Below are 20189 nucleotides of genomic sequence, written 5' to 3'. Positions count from 1 at the left end.
TGCTCCGTCGCCCTCCTCCGGGGCCACCGGGCCGCCGCCGTCCTCCCCACGCACGTGGGGGTACTCCGATCGGCAAGCGCGATTGGCCGGCGATCAACCTGTCCTCCCCACGCACGTGGGGGTGCTCCGCTCAAGGAGACCGAGGGCCAGGCCAACCACGCGTCCTCCCCACGCACGTGGGGGTGCTCCGGAGCCGAGATGGCACCACCGCCCCGCCGCGCCGTCCTCCCCACGCACGTGGGGGTGCTCCGACCAGGGCCACACCGTGCTGCACGTCATGGGCGTCCTCCCCACGCACGTGGGGGTGCTCCGCCCGACGCCTGACCCTGGACACACGAAAGCGCGTCCTCCCCACGCACGTGGGGGTGCTCCGGCGGCGTTCACCACGTCGGTGAGCTGGTCGAGGTCCTTCCCACGCACGTGGGGGTGCTCCGATCGTGGCGAGGGCGCTGTTGCGCTGCTCCTGGTCCTCCCCACGCACGTGGCGGTGCTCCGCTGATCGTGCTGTACGCGGTGGACGAGCACGGGTCCTCCTCACGCACGTGGGGGTTCTCCGCTCGACGGCGGCGGCAACCGAGATCGATCCCGGGTCCTCCTCACGCACGTGGGGGTGCTCCGATCCCACGTGATGGCCTGTCAAGGTCAACTGTCGCTTCTATCACCAGCGCTTGGGCAGGTAAGGAACGTGATGATCCTTGGCTAGCCGCTGGGACGACAACAAATCCACCCACCTTCACTCAGTCGGCGTCCGGAGCCGGCACCTCGCGCAGACCGTCGCCGTCGAGGCGCAGCCACCGCCGTACGCCGATGTCGTGCAGGAAGCGCTCGTCGTGGCTGACCACCACGAACGCGCCCCGGTAGGCGTTCAGCGCGTTCTCCAACTGGCCCACGCTGACCAGGTCCAGGTTGTTGGTGGGTTCGTCGAGCAGCAGCAGGTGCGGGGCGGGTTGGGCGTAGAGGACACAGGCGAGGGTGGCCCGCAGCCGCTCGCCGCCGGAGAGCACACCGACCGGCAGTTGGGCCCGGGCGCCCCGGAACAGGAAGCGGGCCAGCAGGTTCATCCGATCCGACTGCGGTCGCTCCGGGGCGTACGCGGCTAGGTTCTCCGCCACCGTACGGTCCAGGTCGAGCAGGTCCAGCCGCTGCGACAGGTACGCCATCCGGCCGTCGGCCCGACGCACCTGCCCGCCCTCGGACGCGGTCTGGCCGGTGAGCAGCCGCAGCAGGGTGGACTTGCCGACGCCGTTGGGGCCGGTGAGCGCGATCCGTTCCGGCCCCCGGATGGTCAGCTCCAGGCCGTCGCCGGGGAAGAGTGGACGGCCGTCGTGGCGCACCTGCATCCGCTGTCCCTCGACGAGCGTGCGACCGGCGGGTACGTCGGTCTCCGGCAGGTCCAGCGTGAGCGCCTGGTCGTCGCGCAGCGCCCGGCTGGCCTCGTCGAGGCGTACCTGCGCGTCGCTGACCCGGCTGGCGTGTGCCTGCTGGGCCCGTCCGGCCGACTCCTGTGCGCTGCGCTTGAGTCCACCGGCGACGATCCGGGCCAGGCCGGCGTTGCCGAGGTTGCGCGCGGCGTTGCCGGCCCGTCGGTCGGCCCGTTCCCGGGCCTGCTGCATCTCCCGCTTCTCCCGCTTGACCTCCAACTCGGCGCTGCGCACGGTGCGCTCGGCCAGTTCCCGGGCCGCCCGGGCGGCCTCCTGGTAGGCGGTGAAGTTCCCGCCGAACAACCGGACCTGCCCGCCGTCGAGTTCGGCGATGCGGTCCATCCGGTCCAGCAGCATCCGGTCGTGACTGACCAGCAGCAGGCAGCCGGGCCAGTTCTCCAGCACCGAGTACAGCCGGTGCCGGGCGTCGACGTCGAGGTTGTTGGTGGGTTCGTCGAGCAGCAGCACGTCGGGGCGGCGCAGCAGTTGGGCGGCCAGGCCGAGGGAGACGACCTGCCCGCCGCTGAGCGTGTGCAGCGGCCGGTCGAGCGCCACCTCGTCCAGACCGAGCCGGTCGAGTTCGACGCGGCTGCGGTCCTCGACGTCCCAGTCGTCGCCGACGACGGTGAAGTTCTCCTCGCCGGCGTCGCCGGCCTCGATAGCCCGCAGCGCCGCGATGGTCGGGGCGACGCCCAGCACCTGCGCGACGGTCAGCTCACCGGCGAGCGGGAGGTCCTGCGGCAGGTAGCCGAGCACCCCCTCGACCGTCACCCCGCCGCCGGTGGGGGCCAGTTCCCCCGCGATCAGGCGCAGCAGGGTCGACTTGCCGGCGCCGTTCGGGGCGACCAGGCCGGTGCGGCCGGGCGGCACGGTGAAGGACAGGTCCCGGAACACGGGGGTGTCGTCGGGCCAGGAGAAGGACAGGTTGGTGCAGACGACGCAGACGTCGGACATGGCAGACAGACCTCGGGAGGAAAGCCGGGACGCGACCGGCGCCCCGGTCGGACAGACAGGGCGGTGACGTGACGGGCCGCCCCGGCAGTGGCCGGTCGGCGGCGGGCACACTCACCCTGAGATGTCGTCGTCCCCCGACAGCATGTCGCGCTCCTCGTTCCGCGTACGCGCGGCTGACCCGCGCCCAGCCAGCCTAACAACTTCACGGCATGGTCGCGCACGTCAATTCCGCAGCCGACGAGCCGTCAGCGGCGGGAGTGACCACGCCGGTCAGTCCGGTCGGCCGACGCGGGGCGGTGGGGCGTTGAGGTGGCTGGTGAGCACCACCAGCAGCTCGAAGCGGGTCGCCGGGTCGTCCAGGTCAGTGCCGTACAGGTCGCGCAGACGCTTGAGCCGGTAGCTGACCGTCTGCGGGTGGACGAACAGAACGGCAGCGACCTCGGCCCGCGAGCCCCAGTGCCGCAGCCACGAGTGCAGCGTGACCAGCAGGTTGTCCCGCTGGGCCGGGCGCAGGTGGGCCAGTGGCGCCAGCCGGCGGGCGGTGAGCACCGCCAGGGCCCCCGGTTCGCCGCGCAGGGTCAACGGGATCAGGTGGTCGTCGGCGAAGACCGGGCCGGGGTCGGGGCCGACCAGGCCAGCGGCCAGTTCGGCGAGGCGTACGGCGGCCGGCACCTGGGGCCAGTCCAGCTCGGGGCCGACCACGGCCCGCCGACCGGCCAGCGCCTCGGCCAGCGGGGCGCGGGCCGCCCGGGGACCGGCCCGCAGCAGCAGCACCGCGTCCCGGCCGCGCTCGATGACCAGGCCGTCGACGCCGTAACGGAACCGGGCGTCGCGGGCCTGGTCGGGCGGCAGGAGCACCGGCACCACGCTGTCCAGCTCGGGCCAGCCGATCCGGGCGGCGGCTGCGGCCACCGCACTCGGCATCCCGTCGCCGCGCAGCAGCAGTTCGGCGAGCTGCCGGCGGCGGTCACCCTCACCGGCCTGCTCGCGCACCTGGAGGGCGTACCCGTCGGTGCTCGCCGCGGCCAGTTCGGCGACGTACGCGCTGACCGCGTCGGAGAGGTCGATCAGCTCCTCGGTGTCGACCGGGCGGAGTCGGGCCAGCGACTGCGAGGCGGTCCGCAGCAGCAGCCGGGCGGCCATCCGCAGGGCCGCGAGCAGGGCCTCCGGCCCCCGGTCCTCGCGGGCCTCGGCGGCGCCGAGGGCGACGAAGACCTCCCGGATCCGGGGCGGCAACGCGGGCTCGTCGGTGCCGACCAGGTCGAGGAACCGGTCGAGGGCCACCTGCACGGCGGTGTGCACGTCGCGGACGAACTTGTCGTCGGCGATGCCGGCGAAGGCGGGTGTGGCCTCGGTGACCGCGCCCGCCACGGCGGCGACCGTCGAGGGCAGGTGCGGACGCATGGACGCGGCCAGGTCGGCGGGGAGACGCCGCCAGGGGGTGGCGGAGACGGGGGCGTTCACCGGCCGATTTTGTCACGCCGGGATAAAAGAGCCGCCGATTCTCGCTGCCGACGGGACGGTGTTTCGATCCGCTCCCCCGGGCGAGGATGGGGCACGCCGCCGATCCGACCGAGGAGCGCACCGTGCAGCACCGACTCTCCCGACAGCACGTGGTCGACATGTGCCGGACGATGCTCGCCCGGGGATATCTGAAGGCCACCGAGGGCAACGTCTCGGTCCGGGTGCCCGGCCACCGGCTGTACGCGGTGACCCCGAGCAACTACGACTACGACCGGATGCGGGTCGAGGACATCTGTCTGGTCGACTTCGACGGCAAGCACGTGCCGGACGGCTCCGGGGCCGACCTCAAGCCGTCCATCGAGTGCGGGATGCACGCCAACATCTATCGGGAGCGCCCGGACGTCAACGCGATCGTGCACACCCACCAGCCGTACGCGTCGGCGCTGGCCTTCCTGCGCAAGCCGATCCCGGCGCTCACCGACGAGCAGGTGCGCTTCCTCGGGCGGGAGGTGGCGATCATCGACTACGCCCCGTCCGGCACCGGCTTCCTGGCCCGCAACGTGCAGAAGAAGGTGGCCAGCGGGGACAACGCCTTCATCATCGCCAACCACGGGGTGGTGGCCGTGGGCACCGACCCGGACCGGGCGGTGTTCAACATGGCGCTGTTGGAGAAGGTCTCCATCGCGTACCTGCTGGCGTTGACCAGCGAGACGGGCAAGGTCTACACCATCCCGACCGCGATCCGCGAGATCGCCTTCGGCAAGCTGCGCGCCGACGAGAAGCGGATCGCCGCGCAGATCACCGAGGCGGTCGAGCCACTGCGGGTACCCGCCGACGAGGACCTGCCCAGCGCCGACGCGACCGCCACCGCCCAGACCGCAGCCGCCACCCGGACCGACGCCGAGGCCGGGGCGACTGACGCCCGGGCCGCCGCCGAGGTCGAGGCGCCGGGGGCGGAGTCCGCCCGACTCGGGTACGCCATCAGCGAGTATCCGGACGTCGACGACGTGATGCGCCGACTCAAGGCGCTGACCGCCCAGCCGCTGCGCGGGCTGCGCCACGACGCGATGCTGGACGTGCTGAACTACTTCGAGACGAAGTGCCGGGCCAGCAAGGAGATCACCGACCGGGCCAAGCTGCGCATCCCCGGCGGGGTGCAGCACAACCTGGCCTTCAACTACCCGTTCCCGCTCGCGATCGAGAAGGCCGACGGGGCGTACCTGGTCGACCGGGACGGCAACACCTACATCGACTTCCTCCAGGCCGGCGGGCCGACGATCCTGGGCAGCAACTACGGCCCAGTCAACGAGCGGGTGGCCGAGGTGGTCCGCGCCTCCGGGCCGGTCACCGGACTGTTCCACGAGTACGAACTCAAGCTCGCCGAGATCATCCACCGTTACATGCCGCACGTGGAGATGTACCGCTCCCTCGGGTCCGGTACGGAGGCGGTGATGGCGGCGGTCCGGGGTGCCCGCGCGTTCACCGGCAAGAAGATGGTGATCAAGGTCGGCGGCGCGTACCACGGCTGGTCCGACACGATGGTGTACGGGCTGCGGGTGCCCGGCACGTACCGGATGAACGCCAAGGGCATCCCGTTCGGCGCCACCAGCCGGACCCGGGAGGCGTTCCCGCACGACCTCGGGCAGCTCAAGCGCAAGCTGGTGGAGAACCGGCTGCGCGGCGGCACGGCGGCGGTGGTGGTGGAACCGGTCGGCCCGGAGTCCGGCACCCGGCCGGCGCCCCGCGACTTCAACGCCGGGGTTCGCGAGCTGTGCGACGAGTTCGGCGCGCTGCTGGTCTTCGACGAGGTGGTCACCGGCTTCCGCCTCGGGTTGGGTGGCGCGGCCGGCTACTTCGGCGTGACCCCGGACCTGACCGTGCTGGGCAAGGCGGTCTCCGGCGGGTACCCGATGGCCGGTGGGGTCGGCGGACGCTCCGACGTGATGGCGGTCTTCGGCTCCGGGCTGGACGGCAAGAGCGGCGCGCACATCCAGGTCGGCGGGACGCTGTCGGCCAACCCGCTGTCCTGCGCGGCCGGGTACTTCGCCATCGAGGAGATGGCCCGCACCAACGCTCCGGTGATCGCCGGCCGCGCCGGGGACCGGCTCACCCGGGGCCTGCAACGGCTGATCGACACGTACGGCCTGCCGTACGTCGCGTACAACCAGGGCTCGATCGTGCACCTGGAGTGCAGCGGCGTGATGCTGCTGGACATGCGCAACCCGGTGAAGCTGCTGCGCGAGAACAAGGCCCGCAAGCGGCTCATGGAGCAGATGGGCGCCGCGTACACCGCGCACGGCATCGTCACGCTGGCCGGCTCCCGGATGTACACCTCGATGGCCGACACCGACGAGGTGATCGACGACGCGCTGGCCCGGTTCGACCGGGTCTTCGCGCAGGTCGAGGGGGTCTGAGGCGGGTGGCCGCCAGCGCGCCGCAGATCCTGGCGATCGACCTCGGCACGTCCGGGATGAAGGCGGCCCTGGTCGCCGCCGACGGCACCGTGACCGGGTGGGCCGAGCGGCCCGTGCCGCTGCACGTGCTGCCCGGCGGCGGTGCCGAGCAGGACCCGGTGGCCTGGTGGACGGCGCTCGGGGAGGTCGCCGCCGAGCTGGGTCGGGCGCATCCGGAGCAGATGCGGGCGGTCCACGCGGTCTGCGCCTCCACGCAGGGCGAGGGCACCATCGCGGTGGACGCCGCCGGGGACCCGCTGACGCCGTGCATCAGTTGGCTCGACATGCGCGGCGCACCCCACCTGCGTCGACAGTTCGGCGGCTTCCCGGCGTACCAGGGGATGTCGGTGCGCCGCATCGCGCGGTGGCTGCGGCTCACCGGCGGGATGCCCTCGCCCACCGGCAAGGACCCGGCCGCGCACATGCTGCTGGTCCGCGACGAGATGCCGCAGGTGTACGCGCGGACCGCGTCCTTCCTCAACGTGCTGGACTGGATCAACCTGAAGCTGACCGGGCGGACGGTGGCCACCGTCGACTCGATCCTCACCTCGTGGGTGACCGACAACCGGCGGCCCGGCGACATCCGCTACTCCCCCGCCCTGGTCGCCGACTGTGGCATCGACGCCGACAAGCTGCCGCCGATCGTGGCCTGCACCGACGTCATCGGCACGCTGACCCCGGCCGCCGCCACGCACCTCGGGTTGCCGGAGTCGGTCGAGGTGGTGGCCGGCGCGATCGACAACACCGCGGCGGCGATCGGCGCGGGCACCACCGGCGACCACGAACCTCACCTGTATCTCGGCACCTCGTCCTGGATCGCGGCGCACGTGCCGGGCAAGAAGACCGACGTGGCGGCGGGCATCGCGTCGGTGCCGTGCGCCATCGGCGACCGCTACCTGATGACCGCCCTCCAGGCCACCGCCGGGGCCAACCTGACCTGGCTCCGCGACAAGATCGTCGAGTACGACGACCTGCTGCTCGCCGCCGGGCACGTCAGTCGGGACGAGGGCACCATCTTCGACGCGTTCGACGCGATCATCCCGACCGTGCCGGCGGGTGCCAACGGCGTGCTCTACACCCCCTGGCTGTACGGCGAACGCGCCCCCGTCGACGACCCGAACCTGCGCGCCGCCTTCCTCAACATCTCGCTCGACACCAACCGCTCCGACCTGCTGCGGGCGGTCTTCGAGGGGGTCGCCTTCAACACCCGCTGGCTGGCCGGCGCGGTGGACCGGTTCCTCGGCTCCCGGGTCACCTCGATGGCGATCACCGGCGGCGGCGCGTTGTCGGACTCCTGGTGCCAGATCTTCGCCGACGTGCTCGACGTGGAGATCCGGCGCGACGCCCAGCCGCTGGCGGTCAACGCCCGGGGCGCGGGCTGGATCGGCGCGGTCGGCACCGGGATGCTCGCCTTCCCCGACATCCCCGGCCTGATGCGGACCGACCGGATCTTCACCCCGGACCCGGCGCACCGGGCCACCTACGACGAGATCTTCGCCGACTACCGGGAACTGCACCGCCGACTGGCACCGCTCTACCGCCGACTGAACCGCCCGGACCGGTCCCGCGCCCCCCGAGGCTGACCCGCGCCTACCCGGGCCCGGCGCCTGCCCCGTCGATCATGGACTTGTGGTCAGCGGTTTGCGCCGGTACAGGGCATTCGCGGCCACCACCACTCCATGATCGATGAGGAGCACGCCGGGTGGGAGTGGTGATCAGGGGAAACGGGTGTGTCGGGTGACCGGGTGGGTGAGACTGACGCCATGGTCGACCTCAGGCGGTACGTGGCCGAGTTCATCGGCACATTCCTGCTGGTGTTCCTCGGAGTGGGCAGCGCCGTCGCGGCCCGCGTCGAAGGTGGCGTGGTGGTGGTCGCGCTGTCGTTCGGGTTCGTCATGCTGGCGCTGGTCTACACCATCGGTCAGCTCTCCGGCAGCCACGTGAACCCGGCGGTGACCCTCGGCGTCCTGCTCTCCGGCAAGATCTCGCCGATCGGGGCGGTGGCGTACTGGATCGCCCAGTTCGCCGGTGCCGCGCTGGGCTCGTTCCTGCTCTGGGTGCTGGTCCGCTGGGGCGGCGTGACCGACCAGACGGGTGTGCTGGGCACCAACGGCTACGGCACCCACATCAACGCCGGTGGCGCGATGCTCCTGGAGACCGTCCTGACGTTCCTCTTCGTCCTGGTCGTGCTGGTGGTCGGCAAGCGCAGCACCGACCTGTCCGGCTTCGCCGGCCTGGCCATCGGGATGGCCCTCGCCGTGGCGAACCTGGTCGGCGTCGCGCTGACCGGGGCGGCGGTGAACCCCGCGCGGGCCTTCGGACCGGCGATCTTCGAAGGTGGGACCGCCCTCCGCCAGCTCTGGGTGTTCATCGTCTTCCCGCTGCTCGGCGGAGTCCTCGCCGCACTTGTCGCACCGCTGGTCGAGCACGGCTCCGGCGTCACCCGGGTCGGTACGCCCCGACCGGCGGGACGCTGAGCGTCCGCCTCAGCGGTCGGCACCCATCGGTGCCCGGACCAGCGCGCCGTCGATGTAGCAGTACCGCCAGTCCTCCCCCTCCTCCAGGGACCGGATCAACGGATGGCCGGTCTGCCGGTAGTGCTCCTCGGTGTGGTTGTTGACCGAGTCGCTGCAACAGCCGACCGCACCGCAGGTGAGGCACATCCGCAGCTGCACCCAGTCGTCACCGGTCTCCAGGCACTGCGGGCACGCCTCGGCGTCGCTCTCGGTGATCTGGATGCGGTCCAGGTGGGTGCAGGCGGTGCTCATCGTCTCCTCCCGCACGTACCGCCAACTGGCGTGCAGCAGCCGGTCCGGGATGATCCGGGCGAGGTAGCGCGAGTTCGCCGCGAGCAGCGGACTCGCCACCGCCAGCACCAGCACGTACAGGGCGATGAACGGGCCGAGGCGCTCGTCCAGGCCGGCGCCGAGGGCGAGGGTGGCCAGGATCAGCGAGAACTCGCCGCGCCCCAGCACCGTCAGGCCGACGTTGGCCGCGCCCCGCTGGTTGAGCCCGAACAGCCGCCCGGCGATCAGACCGGCCAGCACGTTGGTGACGATGGTCAACGCGACGGCCGCCAGCACCGGCAGGGCCACCGAGCCGAAGTCGCCGACGTCGATGCTCAGGCCGAAGACCACGAAGAAGACCGCCGCGAAGACGTCCCGCAGCGGCAGCACCAGGCGTTCGGCCCGTTCCCGGATCGGGGTACGGGCCACCACCAGGCCGATCATCAGCGCGCCGATGGCGTCGGAGACGCCGATCTCGGCCGAGATGCCGGCGACCAGCACCACCAGCCCGACCATCAGGACGGCCAGCAACTCGTCCTCGTGGCTGTCGATCAGCTTGCCGACCAGGCGGGCGCCGAACCGGGCGACGGCGAAGAGGAGGACCAGGTACGCGAAGCTCAGCCCGATGCGCAGCGTGAGCTCGCCGGCCGACCCGGCTCCGGAGAGCAGCGGCGACAGCAGCGCCAGGTAGAGCGCGAGGAAGAGATCCTCGATCACGATGATGCCGAGGATCACCGGTGTCTCGGCGTTGGCGAGCCGGCGTAACTCGATGAGCAGTTTGGTGACGATGGCCGACGAGGAGATGCCGAGCGCCCCGGCGATCACGAACGCCTCGTAGCCGCCCCAACCGAGGGCGAGCCCGAAGAGGAGCCCCGCGCCGACGTTCAGGGCGATGTACGCGGCGGCGGCGACGAACAGCCGTTTGCCGCTACCGAGCACCTGCTCGACCGGGAACTCCACGCCCAGGTGGAACAGCAGGAGCACCAGCCCCAGCGAGGCCAGCAGGCTGAGGTCCTCGGGATGGGCGACCAGCACGGGGCCTGGGGTGCCCGGCCCGAACAGGATGCCGGCGAGCATGAAGAACGGCACGGTCGGCAGGTTGATCCGGCGGCCGAAGCGGGCCAGCAACCCGGCGATGAGCACAAGGGCACCGAAGCCCACGAGGTCAGCGTGCACGGTGAGGACTCCTGGAGCGGGCTAGACGGAGCGGAGCGGGCGGCGCGCCGGTTACTCGGAGAAGTACGTGCCGGACAGCAGCGCGCCCACCTTGCGGGCCTGCTCCTCGGACATCTCGATCACGGCCACCGGGTCGTCCGCGCCGGCGGCGAAGACGTACAGGTCGCGGTTGCCGTCGCGGCGTACCACGATCGAGATGCGCTGGGTGTTGCTGCCCAGGTCGACGTCGTACCGCTTGCCGATGCCCGGCAGTTCCTGCACGTAGATGCCCTTGCCCATGACCCCTCCCCGCTGTCCTGTCCACGATCCCGGGGCAATCGTACGAGCCCGCCGGCCTTTCGTGACACCACCACCAGCGAGTGGTCGACGACCCGGCCAGTCAAGGCCGACCCGACCCGAGGGGCGACGGGGTGGGCCGGCCCGCATCGGACCGGCCCACCCGTCGCCGCTTCACCCGGTCAGATCACCACCTGCTTCTCCTGGGGCAGCGCGTCGATCAGCGACCGCGACACGTCGATGGTGTCCGCGATCACCTCGTGTGGGGTGTTGGCCATCCACTGCATCACTGAGATGTCCTCGAAGCGGGGATGGCGGAACATCTCCAGAAAGACCAGCGGCTCGGTGCCGGTGTTCTCCACGTAGTGACCGTAGGCGAACGGCACGTAGCCGACGTCGCCGGCCTGGAAGTCGAAGGTCCGGGCGGCGGCCGATCCGGCGAACACCCCCATTCGTCCCGTGCCGGAGATGTAGTACTGCCACTCGTCCGTCGTCGGGTGCCAGTGCAACTCGCGCATGCCGCCCGGCTCCACCTCCACCAGCGCGGCGGACGTGGTGGTGGAGGCCGCGAAGTTGGTGGAGTCGGTGACGCGTACGGTGCCACCCCGGAAGTGCTGCGGGGCCTGTGCGGTCATCCGGTGTTTGAAGCTGCGCGGCACGTCACCGGTCGGGCTGACGATGCGGTCCTTTGACAGTGGTGGCGGCACGTCGCCGGCGAAGATGTACTTCTCCTGCTGGGCGAGGTCGGCCACCTGCTGTGCCGTCCAGCCGAAGTTCTTCATCAGCACCGACTTCGGCACGTGCGCGAAGAAGTCGCTGAGCAGGAACGTGTTGTTCTCCGAGAACGTGCCGTCGTTGAAGACCAGCAGGAACTGCGCACCGTCCTGCAGCGCCTGAATGTGGTGCGGGATGCCCTGCGGAAAGAACCACAGATCACCGGCCTGGACGTCCTCGGTGAAGTTGCGCCCCTCGTGGTCCACCGCGCTGATCCGGCAACTGCCGCTGAGCATGTACGCCCACTCGGACTCCTGATGCCAGTGGATCTCCCGGTACGCCCCGGGTTCCAGTCCGAACTGGACGCCGGCCATCTGGGTGGCGATCGGCAGGTCCCGGTTGGTGACCTCCCGGGTCCACCCGCCCTTCTCGATGCGGGTGTGCGCCTGGGAGAAGGAGAACTTGAGGTTCGGCACCAGGCGGCTGTCCGTAGTGGGCGGCACGAGCAGATCAGGGTTCTGCCGCTCCATCTCGACGTTGCGACCGGCGATGGGCGGGCCTCCCTGGTCGCCGCGACGCGGCTCAGGATCGGTGTTGGGCATGTCGACTCCTCACGGTGGTCGGAACGGGGTACACCTTGGCGGCGGGCAGCCCGAGCAGCGGACGGACCGTTGCCCGGCCGTGCTGCACCGCCACCGCGCCGGGTATCGCCACGGCGGTCGCGACCAGCAGCAGTCGCCCCCAGCCGGGGATCTCGACGACGCCTCCGGCGACGGCGAACAGCGCCAGCGCGGCCAGCGTCAGCCGCAGACGGATCAGGCCCGGCGGCCGGGCGGGTACGCCTCGGAGTTCGGTGGGCGTCATACGACCTCTCTTTCTCGGCTGTCGCCGGTCGGCACGGCAGCCCGGTCAGAGCAGGAGGAGCAGGGGCAGGGAGCAGGCGACGGCGGCCACCGCGCCACCGGCGACGGTGGCGACCACGGTGGTGGCCCGGGAGTTGACCAGTGGACCCATCACCCGGCCGTCGCGGCAGAAGTGAACGAGCAGGAACAGGGCAATCGGCACACCGAGGCAGATCAGCACCTGGCTGAGCACCAGCAGCATGGTCAACGGCACCCCGACGAACAGCGCCACGATCGCCGGCGCCATGGTGATCAGCCGGCGTAGCCGGACCGGGAGCTGCCGGCGCAGGAACCCGGCCATCACCACATCGCCGGCGAGCGTCCCGACGCCGCTGGACGACAGGCCGGAGGCGAGCAGTGTGAGGGCGAACATCAGCGCGGCGAGACCACCGATGCGGGTGCCCAACTCGGCGTGGGCCTGGAGCAGGTCACCGGTCCAGCCACCCGCGGTGGCGGCGGCCAGGCCCACGCCGAGCGCGATCATCGAGACGTTGACGATGGTGGCCGCGCCGAGCGCGATGCCGCAGTCCAGCCGCAGCGCCCGCCGGACGAGGGCCGGCGAGCGCCAGGCCGACTCCGGGACGGAGCCGGCCCGCCGGGCGATGGCGGAGTGCAGGTAGATGGCGTGCGGCATGACGGTCGCGCCGACGATGCCCATGGCCAGTAGGAGCGAGGCGGAGCCGTCGACGCGTGGCACGAGACCGCCGAGCGCCCCGGCTGGCGACTGGTGCCCGGTGGTCACCAGGTTGTAGCCGACCCCGACGCCGATCAGTAGCAGGGCCCCGGCACTGAGCAGCTCGAACGGCCGGTTGCGACCACGTCGGCGCAGCTCCAGCATCAGCATTGCGGCCACCGCCGTGCAGAGCGCGGCCAACGGCATCGGCATCTCGAATAGCAACCACATGCCGATCGCCGCCCCGACGAACTCGGCCAGATCGGTGGCGAGGATGACCAGTTCGGCCTGCACCCAGAGCAGCCGGTTGAGCCAGCGGGGCAGCCGTTCCCGGCTCAGTTGCGGCAGGCTCCGGCCGGTGGCCACGCCGAGTTTGGCCGCCTGGAACTGGACCAGGATGGCGATGAGGCTGGCCGCGACCACCACCCAGACGAGCAGATACCCGGTGGTGGCCCCGGCGGTCAGGTTGGTGGCCACGTTGCCCGGGTCGACGTACGCGATGGCCGCCACGAAGCCCGGCCCGAGCAGGGCGATGAGGGCGGGGCGCCGGGTCTCCGATGGTGGTCGCAGAAGGGTCGTCGCCATGCTTCCGATGCTCGACACCGTGCCGGTCCGGCACATCACGTGATCGCGCCAATCCTCGGCAGGTGATTCCGGACGTCCGGGACGTGCGACGCAAACGACGACGTCGCCCCGGATCCGGCCGCCGGCCCGGGCCGCCGTGGCTACGCTCGGATCGCAGGACGAATGCCGGGACGCCGGGTGTGAGAACCGGGGGGGAACGCCGTTGTCCGATTCACCCGGGTACGACGCAACGCCACAGGCGGTGTCCGCCATACCTCTCGAAGAGACCCTGTTGCGTGTCGTCGCGGTCAGCGAGCGGCCCTGCCCGGTCTGGCTCGTCCGGGCCATGACCTCCGCCCACGATCTCGTACTCGGTGCAGCGCTGGACGACGCGTACGCCCGGGGGTTGCTGGCTGAGACGCCCGGCGGCGTCGACTTCGGGCCCGCCACCTCAGCGGCACAGGTGCTCGGTGCCCTCTCCGGCACCACGCGGGGCCTGCTGCACACCCGCGCGGCGATCATGCTGGCGACCGCCGCGCCGACCGCCGCAGTCCGCCACGCGACCGCCGCGCTGGTGCTCACCGGCCGGATCGAGCCGGATGTCGTCGATGCGTTCGTGGCGTCGCCGTCCCCCGAGCCGGGTGCCCTGGCCGACCTGTTGCTCGCCGCCGAACGTCGGGCCATCGCCGCCGACGTGCCACAACGGCGCCGCTGGCTGCTCGCCTTGGCGGACAGTCTGGTGCTGGCCGGGCGCGGCCCACAGGCGTTGCGGGTGCTGTCGGCGGAGATCGCCGCCGACCGGGACGGTGGGGCGTACCGGAGTCGACTGCTCGGCCGGCTCGCGGAGCTGTACGCCGGACAGCGACCGTCGGTGGCCCTGGCCTGCCTGCGCGGCGCGCTGGCGCACGAAGGGCTGGACGCCACCAGCCGCGTCACCCTGCTGGCGATGGTCGGCGCGCTCGCGGCCCGGCTGGGTCATCCCGACACCGCCGCCCTGTTGCGGGTGGCGGGCAGCGCCCACGCCACCGGCGGCAACAGCGCCTCGGCCGCCCACCTCACGCTCGGCCGCGCCGCCGCCCGCTCGGCCCGGGGTGACCTGCGGGGCGCCCGCGACCTGCTGGCCACTCTCGATCCGGACGCGCCGGCCCTGCGGCGGGAGGCGGCCCAGATCCGCGTCGAGCGGATCGTCAGCCAGCTCGCACTCGGTCAGTATGCGGAGGCCCGGGCCGCGATCGGTCACGCCCGCGCCGACACGCTGAACGCCGGCCTGCTCGGCCACGGACCGGTCACCGCCCTGGACTGCCTGCGGATGGTCGCGATCGGCGAGCTTCCCGAGGCCGCGGCGCTGGCCGCCACCACCCTCGATCCCCGCGCCCCGCAGGTAAGCCAGGAGGTACGCGCGCTGCTGGTCGCGGTGCTCGCCGAGGTGTACTACCGCCGGGGCGAACCGGGCGCGGCGCGGGCGTTGCTGCACGACTGCCTCGACGACGACCGGGAGTGGCCGGACCGGGTGATGTGGACGACGGTCATCGGGGTCGCCGCAACCGACCCGGCGTCGACCGCGAGGCCCCGGTTGCTCACCGGCATCGTCGAGGACCTGCGCCGCTCGGTCCACCCCCTGTTGCCGGTGCCGCAGTTCGGCCCCCGGCTCGTCCGTTCCGCCCTGGCCGGTGGTGACCCGGACACAGCCCGGCGGGTCGCCGAACTGGTCGCCGAGGTGGCCACGCAGACGCCCGTGCCGCTCTGGCGTGCGCTCGCCGACCAGTCCCGGGGACTGGTGGCCCGAGACGCCGGGGCGCTGCTCGCGGCCGTCGACGGGCTGCGGACAACCGCGGCCCGGCCGGCGTTGGCCGACGCGCTGCTCGACCTGGCACACGGCGCTCGGGTCCGGCGGGCGCAGGCGTGGGAGGCGGCCCGCGAGGCCGCCGGACTGTACGGACGGATCGGGGCCGTCGGAGACCAGCGGACGGCCGAACGGCGCGCGGACGAGCTGGCCACCAGCCGCCGGGTGCGGGTCGGGCGGGCAGACGAGCGGCGGCGCAGCGGCGTGGACGCCCTCACCCCGGCGGAGGCCCGGGTGGCGGCGATGCTGGCGGCGGGCGCCACCAAACAACAGGCGGCGGGGAGCCTGTTCGTCTCCTTCCACACGGTGGACACCCACGTCCGGTCGATCTATCACAAGCTCGGCATCAGCAGCCGGTTGGAGCTGGTACGTGTCTGGGACCGGCACCAGCCGCCGAAGACGTGAGCCGCCGGCTCCGGCGCCGGGGGGTGGCGCCGGAGCCGGCAGGTCTGCCGGGCGTACCGGTCAGGAGGTGAGCCGGAAGGTGGCGTCGTTGCGCGCCTGGGTGTCGCCGACCGGGTCGAGCCGCAACTGGTAGTCGTAGTGCCGGATGTAGCGGTCCGGGTAGTTGTAGGACTGGAACGAACTCCAGGACGCGTTGCCCAGCCCAGCGACCTGCCGGAAGGTGGCGTCGGCGGCGAACACCGAGCTGCCGTCGTTGGCCGCCAGCACGAAGTCGAAACCGTAGTGCCGCAGGTAGTACCCGGGGTGGTTGACGGATTCGAAGGAGACGTTCCCGGAGGCGTTCGCCAGACCGGGCACCACCCGGAACTGGGCGTCCTGGGCCGGGTTGACGTTCGGGTCGATGCGGACGTCGTAGTTGACGTGCCGCACGTACCGGTCCTGGTGGGTGTACGCCTGGATCCGGTTGACCGGCGTGCTGGTGCCCCAGCGGGCGAGCACCCGGCTCTCCTCGGCCGCGGTCAGGTTGAGGATCGAGCCGTGCCGTTTGCGGGTGCCGCCCATGGCGTAGTCGGTGCGGGTCCGGAAGTTGCTGACGCTGCCCAGGTTCGTCGAGGTGATCGGCATGTAGCCGCGCCCGGTGGCGTACTGGTCCAGCCAGAGCGCCCACTCGTTGCGGCCGTTGAACTGGGCCCACATCGGCCCCTCCACCACGTTGCCACCGCCGGTGCCGTTGGAGATGCCGAGGTGCGACAGGTTGCCCAGGGTGGTCCACGAGCCGAGGATCGAGTTGCTGGCCTCGATGGTGATGTGCCCGTCGGCGGAGGCCCGGTAGTAGCGGTAGCCGCCGACGCTGTTCGGCACCTCGACGATCTGCGTGTCGATCAGCCCCTGGGTTCCGGGGCGCTCGATGTAGAGCTGGGGTGCGGTGAAGCTGCGGAAGTCGGTGGTCCGCACGTACCAGATGCGGTGTTTGGTGACGCCGTTGCGCGCGGAGTTGGTGGCCCAGTAGACGACGTAGTCGCCGGTGGCCGCGTTGTAGATCGCCTCGGGGGCCCAGGCGTTGCCGGCACCGGGGATAGCCCCGGCGACGTTGATCAGCCACGGGGCCGACCAGTTCACCAGGTCGCGTGACTCCCACACGACCAGGTTGGTGCTGCCCCGGTTGGCCGCGTCGCTCCACGAGGTGCCGCTGGCGATGCGCAGGTCGGTGGCGACGATCCAGTAGCGGTCACCGGCCGGCGAGCGGACCAGGGCGGGGTCCCGCACGCCCCTCGTGCCGATCGTGGAGAGCAGGACGGGTGCGCCGTTGTTCAGGTCACGCCAGGTCAGCCCGTCGCGGCTGTGGGCGAGGTAGAGCTGTTCGCCGTTCGCCGACTCCCCGATGAAGTGCGCCATCAGGTATCCGGTGAACGGGTCGAGTGCGGCGGCGTCGGCACGCGGCGCAGGCGCGGCGGACACCATCAGCAGGAAGGTGGTGAGCAGGGCGCTCACCCGGGCCAGGACTCTCGGCATCGACGACTCTCCTCGGGCACACCGGATCGAAACGATTGTGAGCGTTAACAAGCCCCTCGAAACCGATCGGCGAGAATCACTGTTTCGGGCTTGTTTCGAAGTCTCGACGCCCCTTCGCCGACTGTCAAGACGGGTGTCGATTCGGTCGTGCGCCGCCCCCGACACGGCGGTGTGAGCGTGCACCACAGCACCCGATACGCACCCGCCGGACCGCCCCGAGATCAGATCGCGTCGGCCCGCCGCGCGAGCGGGTGTGCCGACCCGGCCCGGCCACTCTTGGCACACTGCCGGCATGTCGCACCCGAGCCCGCAGGAGCAACCCGACGACCGCGTCCGCCCGAACGAGACCACCGTGCCCCTGCTGCCCTGCACCTCGGCGGAGGAGATGCTCGCCTTCTGGCGAGCACTCGGCTTCACCGTGACCTACGAGCAGCGCAAGCCGTACGTCTATCTGGCCTTCCGGTGGAGCGGCTTCGAGCTGCACTACGGCCCGGCACCGCGCGGCCTCGACCCGGCGGCCGAGAACACCGGCAGTTGTCTGGTGCTGGTCGACTCCGTCGCGCCCTACCACGCGACGTTCACCGAGGCGATGCGTCGCACCTACGGCAAGGTGCTCTCCCGAGGGCTGCCCCGGATCACCCGCTACCGGCCCGGCGCGTCGCGGTTCAGCGTCGTCGACCCGTCCGGCAACACCGTCGTCTTCATCCGACGCGACGAGCCGGCGGACCTCGACTACGGCGGTGCGAAGGAGCTGACCGGACTGGCCCGGGTGCTGGACAACGCGCGGATCCTGCGCGAATTCAAGCGCGACGACCGGGCGGCGTTCCGGGCGCTCGACTCGGGACTGCGCCGGCACGGCGAGGCCGCGCCACCGGTGGCGCAGGCGGTGGCGCTGGCCTGCCTGATCGAGCTGTCGGACGCGCTGGACGAGCCGGAGCGGGTACCCGAGTGGGGCGAGCGGCTGCGGTCCCTCCGTCTGACCCCGGCGGAACAGGACCGGGTCCGGCAGGCCGTCGCGGCACCGGACACCCTCACTCCCTGGCTGTCCGCGCCGCGCTGAGCGCTGGGTGTTAGGAGGGGTCCCCTGCTATACACCAGGCGTTAGCAGGGGACCCCTCCTTACACCGAAGCCCTACCCCGACGACGCTTGCTCCGCACGAGACGCTAGAGCCGCTCGGGGGCGTCGATGCCGAGCAGACCCAGGCCGGTACGCAGGGTGTCGCCGGTGAGGCGGCACAGCGCCAACCGGTTGCCCCGGTACGGCGGCTCGGCCCGCAGCACCGGACACCGCTCGTAGAACGTGGTGAAGCTCTGCGCCAGCCGGTGCAGGTGCCCGCAGAGCCGGTGCGGCTCGTACCCGGCGACCACCTCGTCGAGGACGTCGGCGAAGGCGTCCAGGTCGAGGATCAGCGCGCGTTCCGCCGGGTCCAGCGCGACGCCTGTGTCGACGGTCTCGTCGGCGCCCTCAGCGCGGGCCAGGATGGACCGCACCCGGGCGTGCGCGTACTGGAGGTAGACCCCGGTGTTGCCGGTCAGCGCCAGCATCCGGTCCGGGTCGTAGGTGTAGTCGCGGGTCCGGCTGGTGGCCAGATCCGCGTACTTGACCGCGCCGATGCCGACCTGCCGGGCCCGTTCGTCGCGTGCCGCGTCGGAGAGGTCGGGGTTCTTGGCGGCGACCACCTCGCGGGCCCGGTCCACCGCCTCGGTGAGCAGGTCGACCAGGCGGACGGTGTCTCCGGCCCGGGTCTTGAAGGGCCGCCCGTCGGGGCCGAGGACGGTGCCGAACGCGACGTGGGCGGCGGGCACGTCCGGTGGCAGCCAGCCGGCCCGCCGCGCGGTGTCGAACACCATCCGGAAGTGCAGGGCCTGCCGGGCGTCGACCACGTACAACAGCCGGTCGGCGTGCAGCTCGCTGACCCGCTGCCGCAGCGCGGCGAGGTCGGTGGCGGCGTACCCGAACCCACCGTCGCGCTTGCGCACGATCAACGGCGTCGGCTCGCCGTCCGGTCCGCGTACGTCGTCGAAGAAGACGCAGAGCGCGCCGTCGCTGGTCACCGCCGTCCGCTGGGCGGCGAGGTCGGCGGCCACCCCGGGCAAGGCGGCGTTGTACGCGCTCTCCCCCACCGCGTCGGCGGCGGTCAGCCGTACGCCGAGCAGGTCGTAGACCTCGGTGAAGTACCGGGTCGACTCGGCCACGATCTGCCGCCACGCGTGCGTCGTCTCCGGGTCGCCGCCCTGCAGGGCCACCACCCGCCGCCGGGACCGCTCGGCGAACGCCGGGTCGGCGTCGAACGCCGCCCGGGCCCGGCGGTAGAGCAGAGCCAGCCCCCGCATGGTGGCCTCCTCCGCGTCTGGCGCGGGATGCTCGGACCGGTACTGGATCAGCATCCCGAACTGGGTACCCCAGTCGCCGACGTGGTTGCGTCGCACCACCGTCCCGCCCAGGTGCTCCAGGATCCGCACCAGCGCGTCGCCGATGATCGTGGAGCGCAGATGACCGACGTGCATCTCCTTGGCGATGTTCGGCTGCGAGTAGTCGACCACGGTGGTGACGCCCACCTCGGGGGTGCCGACGCCGAGCCGGGGATCGGCGAGCCGGCCCGCGACCTGGGACAGCAACGCCGCGTCGGTCAGGCCGAGGTTGACGAATCCCGGCCCGGCGACCTCGGCGGTGGCCACCAGAGCACCGACCGGCAGGCCCGCCACGATCTCCGCCGCCACGTCCCGAGGGTTGCGCCGTAGCGTCCGCGCCGCCGCCAACGCGCCGTCGACCTGGAAGTCGGCCCGCTCGGATCGGCGCACCAGCGGGGCGAACCCCGGCAGCGCGGCGGCGGCGGTGGTGACGGCGGCGGACAACGACGAGGCCAGCGAAGGCACGGTCACGGGGACTCCCGGTGGGGATCGAGCAGGATCGTCACGAGACACGTCGCGCGCACGCACGAAGGCGGGCACGACGGGAGGAACGCGCGGAGAAGCGGACGACTATCGTCGTCGCAGGCGCGAGCGGCGGACGGTGACCAGCACCATGTCCATCACCGCCTCGCGC

The 20189-nt window shown here is 71.9% G+C and carries 14 protein-coding genes and 1 CRISPR repeat array (1 of these 15 only partly in view); of the genes, 5 read left to right on the top strand and 9 right to left on the bottom strand.

All coding sequences use genetic code 11. From position 1 onward, the window contains the following. Window positions 1-618: a CRISPR direct-repeat array (repeat unit 29 nt; unit sequence GTCCTCCCCACGCACGTGGGGGTGCTCCG); it reaches 814 nt to the left of the window's first position. Window positions 619-737: 119 nt separating this feature from the next. Further along, window positions 738-2375 (bottom strand): ribosomal protection-like ABC-F family protein, encoded by a 1638-nt coding sequence (abc-f, locus tag ACIBO1_RS07500; RefSeq protein WP_396742320.1) that lies wholly within the window; start codon window positions 2373-2375, stop codon window positions 738-740. A 270-nt stretch (window positions 2376-2645) separates the two neighbouring features. Next, complete coding sequence (locus ACIBO1_RS07495) at window positions 2646-3839, bottom strand: PucR family transcriptional regulator (RefSeq protein WP_396742318.1); 1194 nt, start codon at window positions 3837-3839, stop codon at window positions 2646-2648. 122 nt (window positions 3840-3961) lie between these two features. On the opposite strand from ACIBO1_RS07495, the gene ACIBO1_RS07490 reads away from it, so the two are divergent. From ACIBO1_RS07490 to ACIBO1_RS07480, 3 genes are all read left to right on the top strand, one after another. Continuing rightward, window positions 3962-6253: an aminotransferase class III-fold pyridoxal phosphate-dependent enzyme gene (locus ACIBO1_RS07490; protein ID WP_396742316.1), complete on the top strand. Its 2292-nt coding sequence runs from the start codon at window positions 3962-3964 to the stop codon at window positions 6251-6253. Between the two features lie 5 nt (window positions 6254-6258). Continuing rightward, window positions 6259-7875 carry an FGGY-family carbohydrate kinase gene (locus ACIBO1_RS07485; protein WP_396742314.1) on the top strand — a complete coding sequence of 539 codons (1617 nt, stop codon included), beginning with the start codon at window positions 6259-6261 and terminating at the stop codon, window positions 7873-7875. A 162-nt stretch (window positions 7876-8037) separates the two neighbouring features. Next, window positions 8038-8769, top strand: a complete 732-nt coding sequence (locus ACIBO1_RS07480; protein WP_396742312.1) for an MIP/aquaporin family protein — start codon at window positions 8038-8040, stop codon at window positions 8767-8769. Between the two features lie 9 nt (window positions 8770-8778). Here the strand turns inward: ACIBO1_RS07480 and ACIBO1_RS07475 are convergent, their stop codons facing one another. From ACIBO1_RS07475 to ACIBO1_RS07455, 5 genes are all read right to left on the bottom strand, one after another. Continuing rightward, complete coding sequence (locus tag ACIBO1_RS07475) at window positions 8779-10254, bottom strand: cation:proton antiporter (protein WP_396742310.1); 1476 nt, start codon at window positions 10252-10254, stop codon at window positions 8779-8781. A gap of 51 nt (window positions 10255-10305) precedes the next feature. Next, window positions 10306-10533, bottom strand: coding sequence for a potassium transporter TrkA (locus ACIBO1_RS07470; RefSeq protein ID WP_131053759.1), 228 nt, complete (start codon window positions 10531-10533; stop codon window positions 10306-10308). Between the two features lie 179 nt (window positions 10534-10712). After that, window positions 10713-11846 (bottom strand): cupin domain-containing protein, encoded by a 1134-nt coding sequence (locus tag ACIBO1_RS07465; RefSeq protein WP_396742308.1) that lies wholly within the window; start codon window positions 11844-11846, stop codon window positions 10713-10715. Next, window positions 11827-12108 (bottom strand): hypothetical protein, encoded by a 282-nt coding sequence (locus tag ACIBO1_RS07460; RefSeq protein ID WP_396742307.1) that lies wholly within the window; start codon window positions 12106-12108, stop codon window positions 11827-11829. Before ACIBO1_RS07460 ends, ACIBO1_RS07465 begins: the two co-directional genes overlap by 20 nt. Before the next feature lie 45 nt (window positions 12109-12153). Beyond that, complete coding sequence (locus ACIBO1_RS07455; RefSeq protein WP_396742305.1) at window positions 12154-13404, bottom strand: Nramp family divalent metal transporter; 1251 nt, start codon at window positions 13402-13404, stop codon at window positions 12154-12156. A gap of 271 nt (window positions 13405-13675) precedes the next feature. Here ACIBO1_RS07455 and ACIBO1_RS07450 point away from each other — a divergent pair, with 271 nt between their 5' ends. Then, complete coding sequence (locus ACIBO1_RS07450; protein WP_396742303.1) at window positions 13676-15631, top strand: LuxR C-terminal-related transcriptional regulator; 1956 nt, start codon at window positions 13676-13678, stop codon at window positions 15629-15631. Window positions 15632-15691: 60 nt separating this feature from the next. On the opposite strand, the gene ACIBO1_RS07445 is transcribed toward ACIBO1_RS07450, so the two are convergent. Then, window positions 15692-17143 (bottom strand): glycoside hydrolase family 43 protein, encoded by a 1452-nt coding sequence (locus tag ACIBO1_RS07445; RefSeq protein WP_396742302.1) that lies wholly within the window; start codon window positions 17141-17143, stop codon window positions 15692-15694. 292 nt (window positions 17144-17435) lie between these two features. On the opposite strand from ACIBO1_RS07445, the gene ACIBO1_RS07440 reads away from it, so the two are divergent. Continuing rightward, on the top strand, window positions 17436-18203 hold the full coding sequence (locus ACIBO1_RS07440; protein WP_396742300.1) for a glyoxalase: 768 nt from the start codon (window positions 17436-17438) through the stop codon (window positions 18201-18203). A 104-nt stretch (window positions 18204-18307) separates the two neighbouring features. Here ACIBO1_RS07440 and argS read toward each other — a convergent pair whose 3' ends face one another. Further along, window positions 18308-20026 (bottom strand): arginine--tRNA ligase, encoded by a 1719-nt coding sequence (gene argS, locus ACIBO1_RS07435; protein WP_396742298.1) that lies wholly within the window; start codon window positions 20024-20026, stop codon window positions 18308-18310. Window positions 20027-20189: the final 163 nt, after the last annotated feature.

The sequence above is a fragment of the Micromonospora sp. NPDC049903 genome, assembly GCF_044460945.1.
In the GTDB taxonomy this organism is placed as follows: Bacteria; Actinomycetota; Actinomycetes; order Mycobacteriales; family Micromonosporaceae; genus Micromonospora.
The sequence above is the reverse complement of the archived record's forward strand: the minus strand, read 5'-3'. Positions and strand labels throughout refer to the sequence as shown.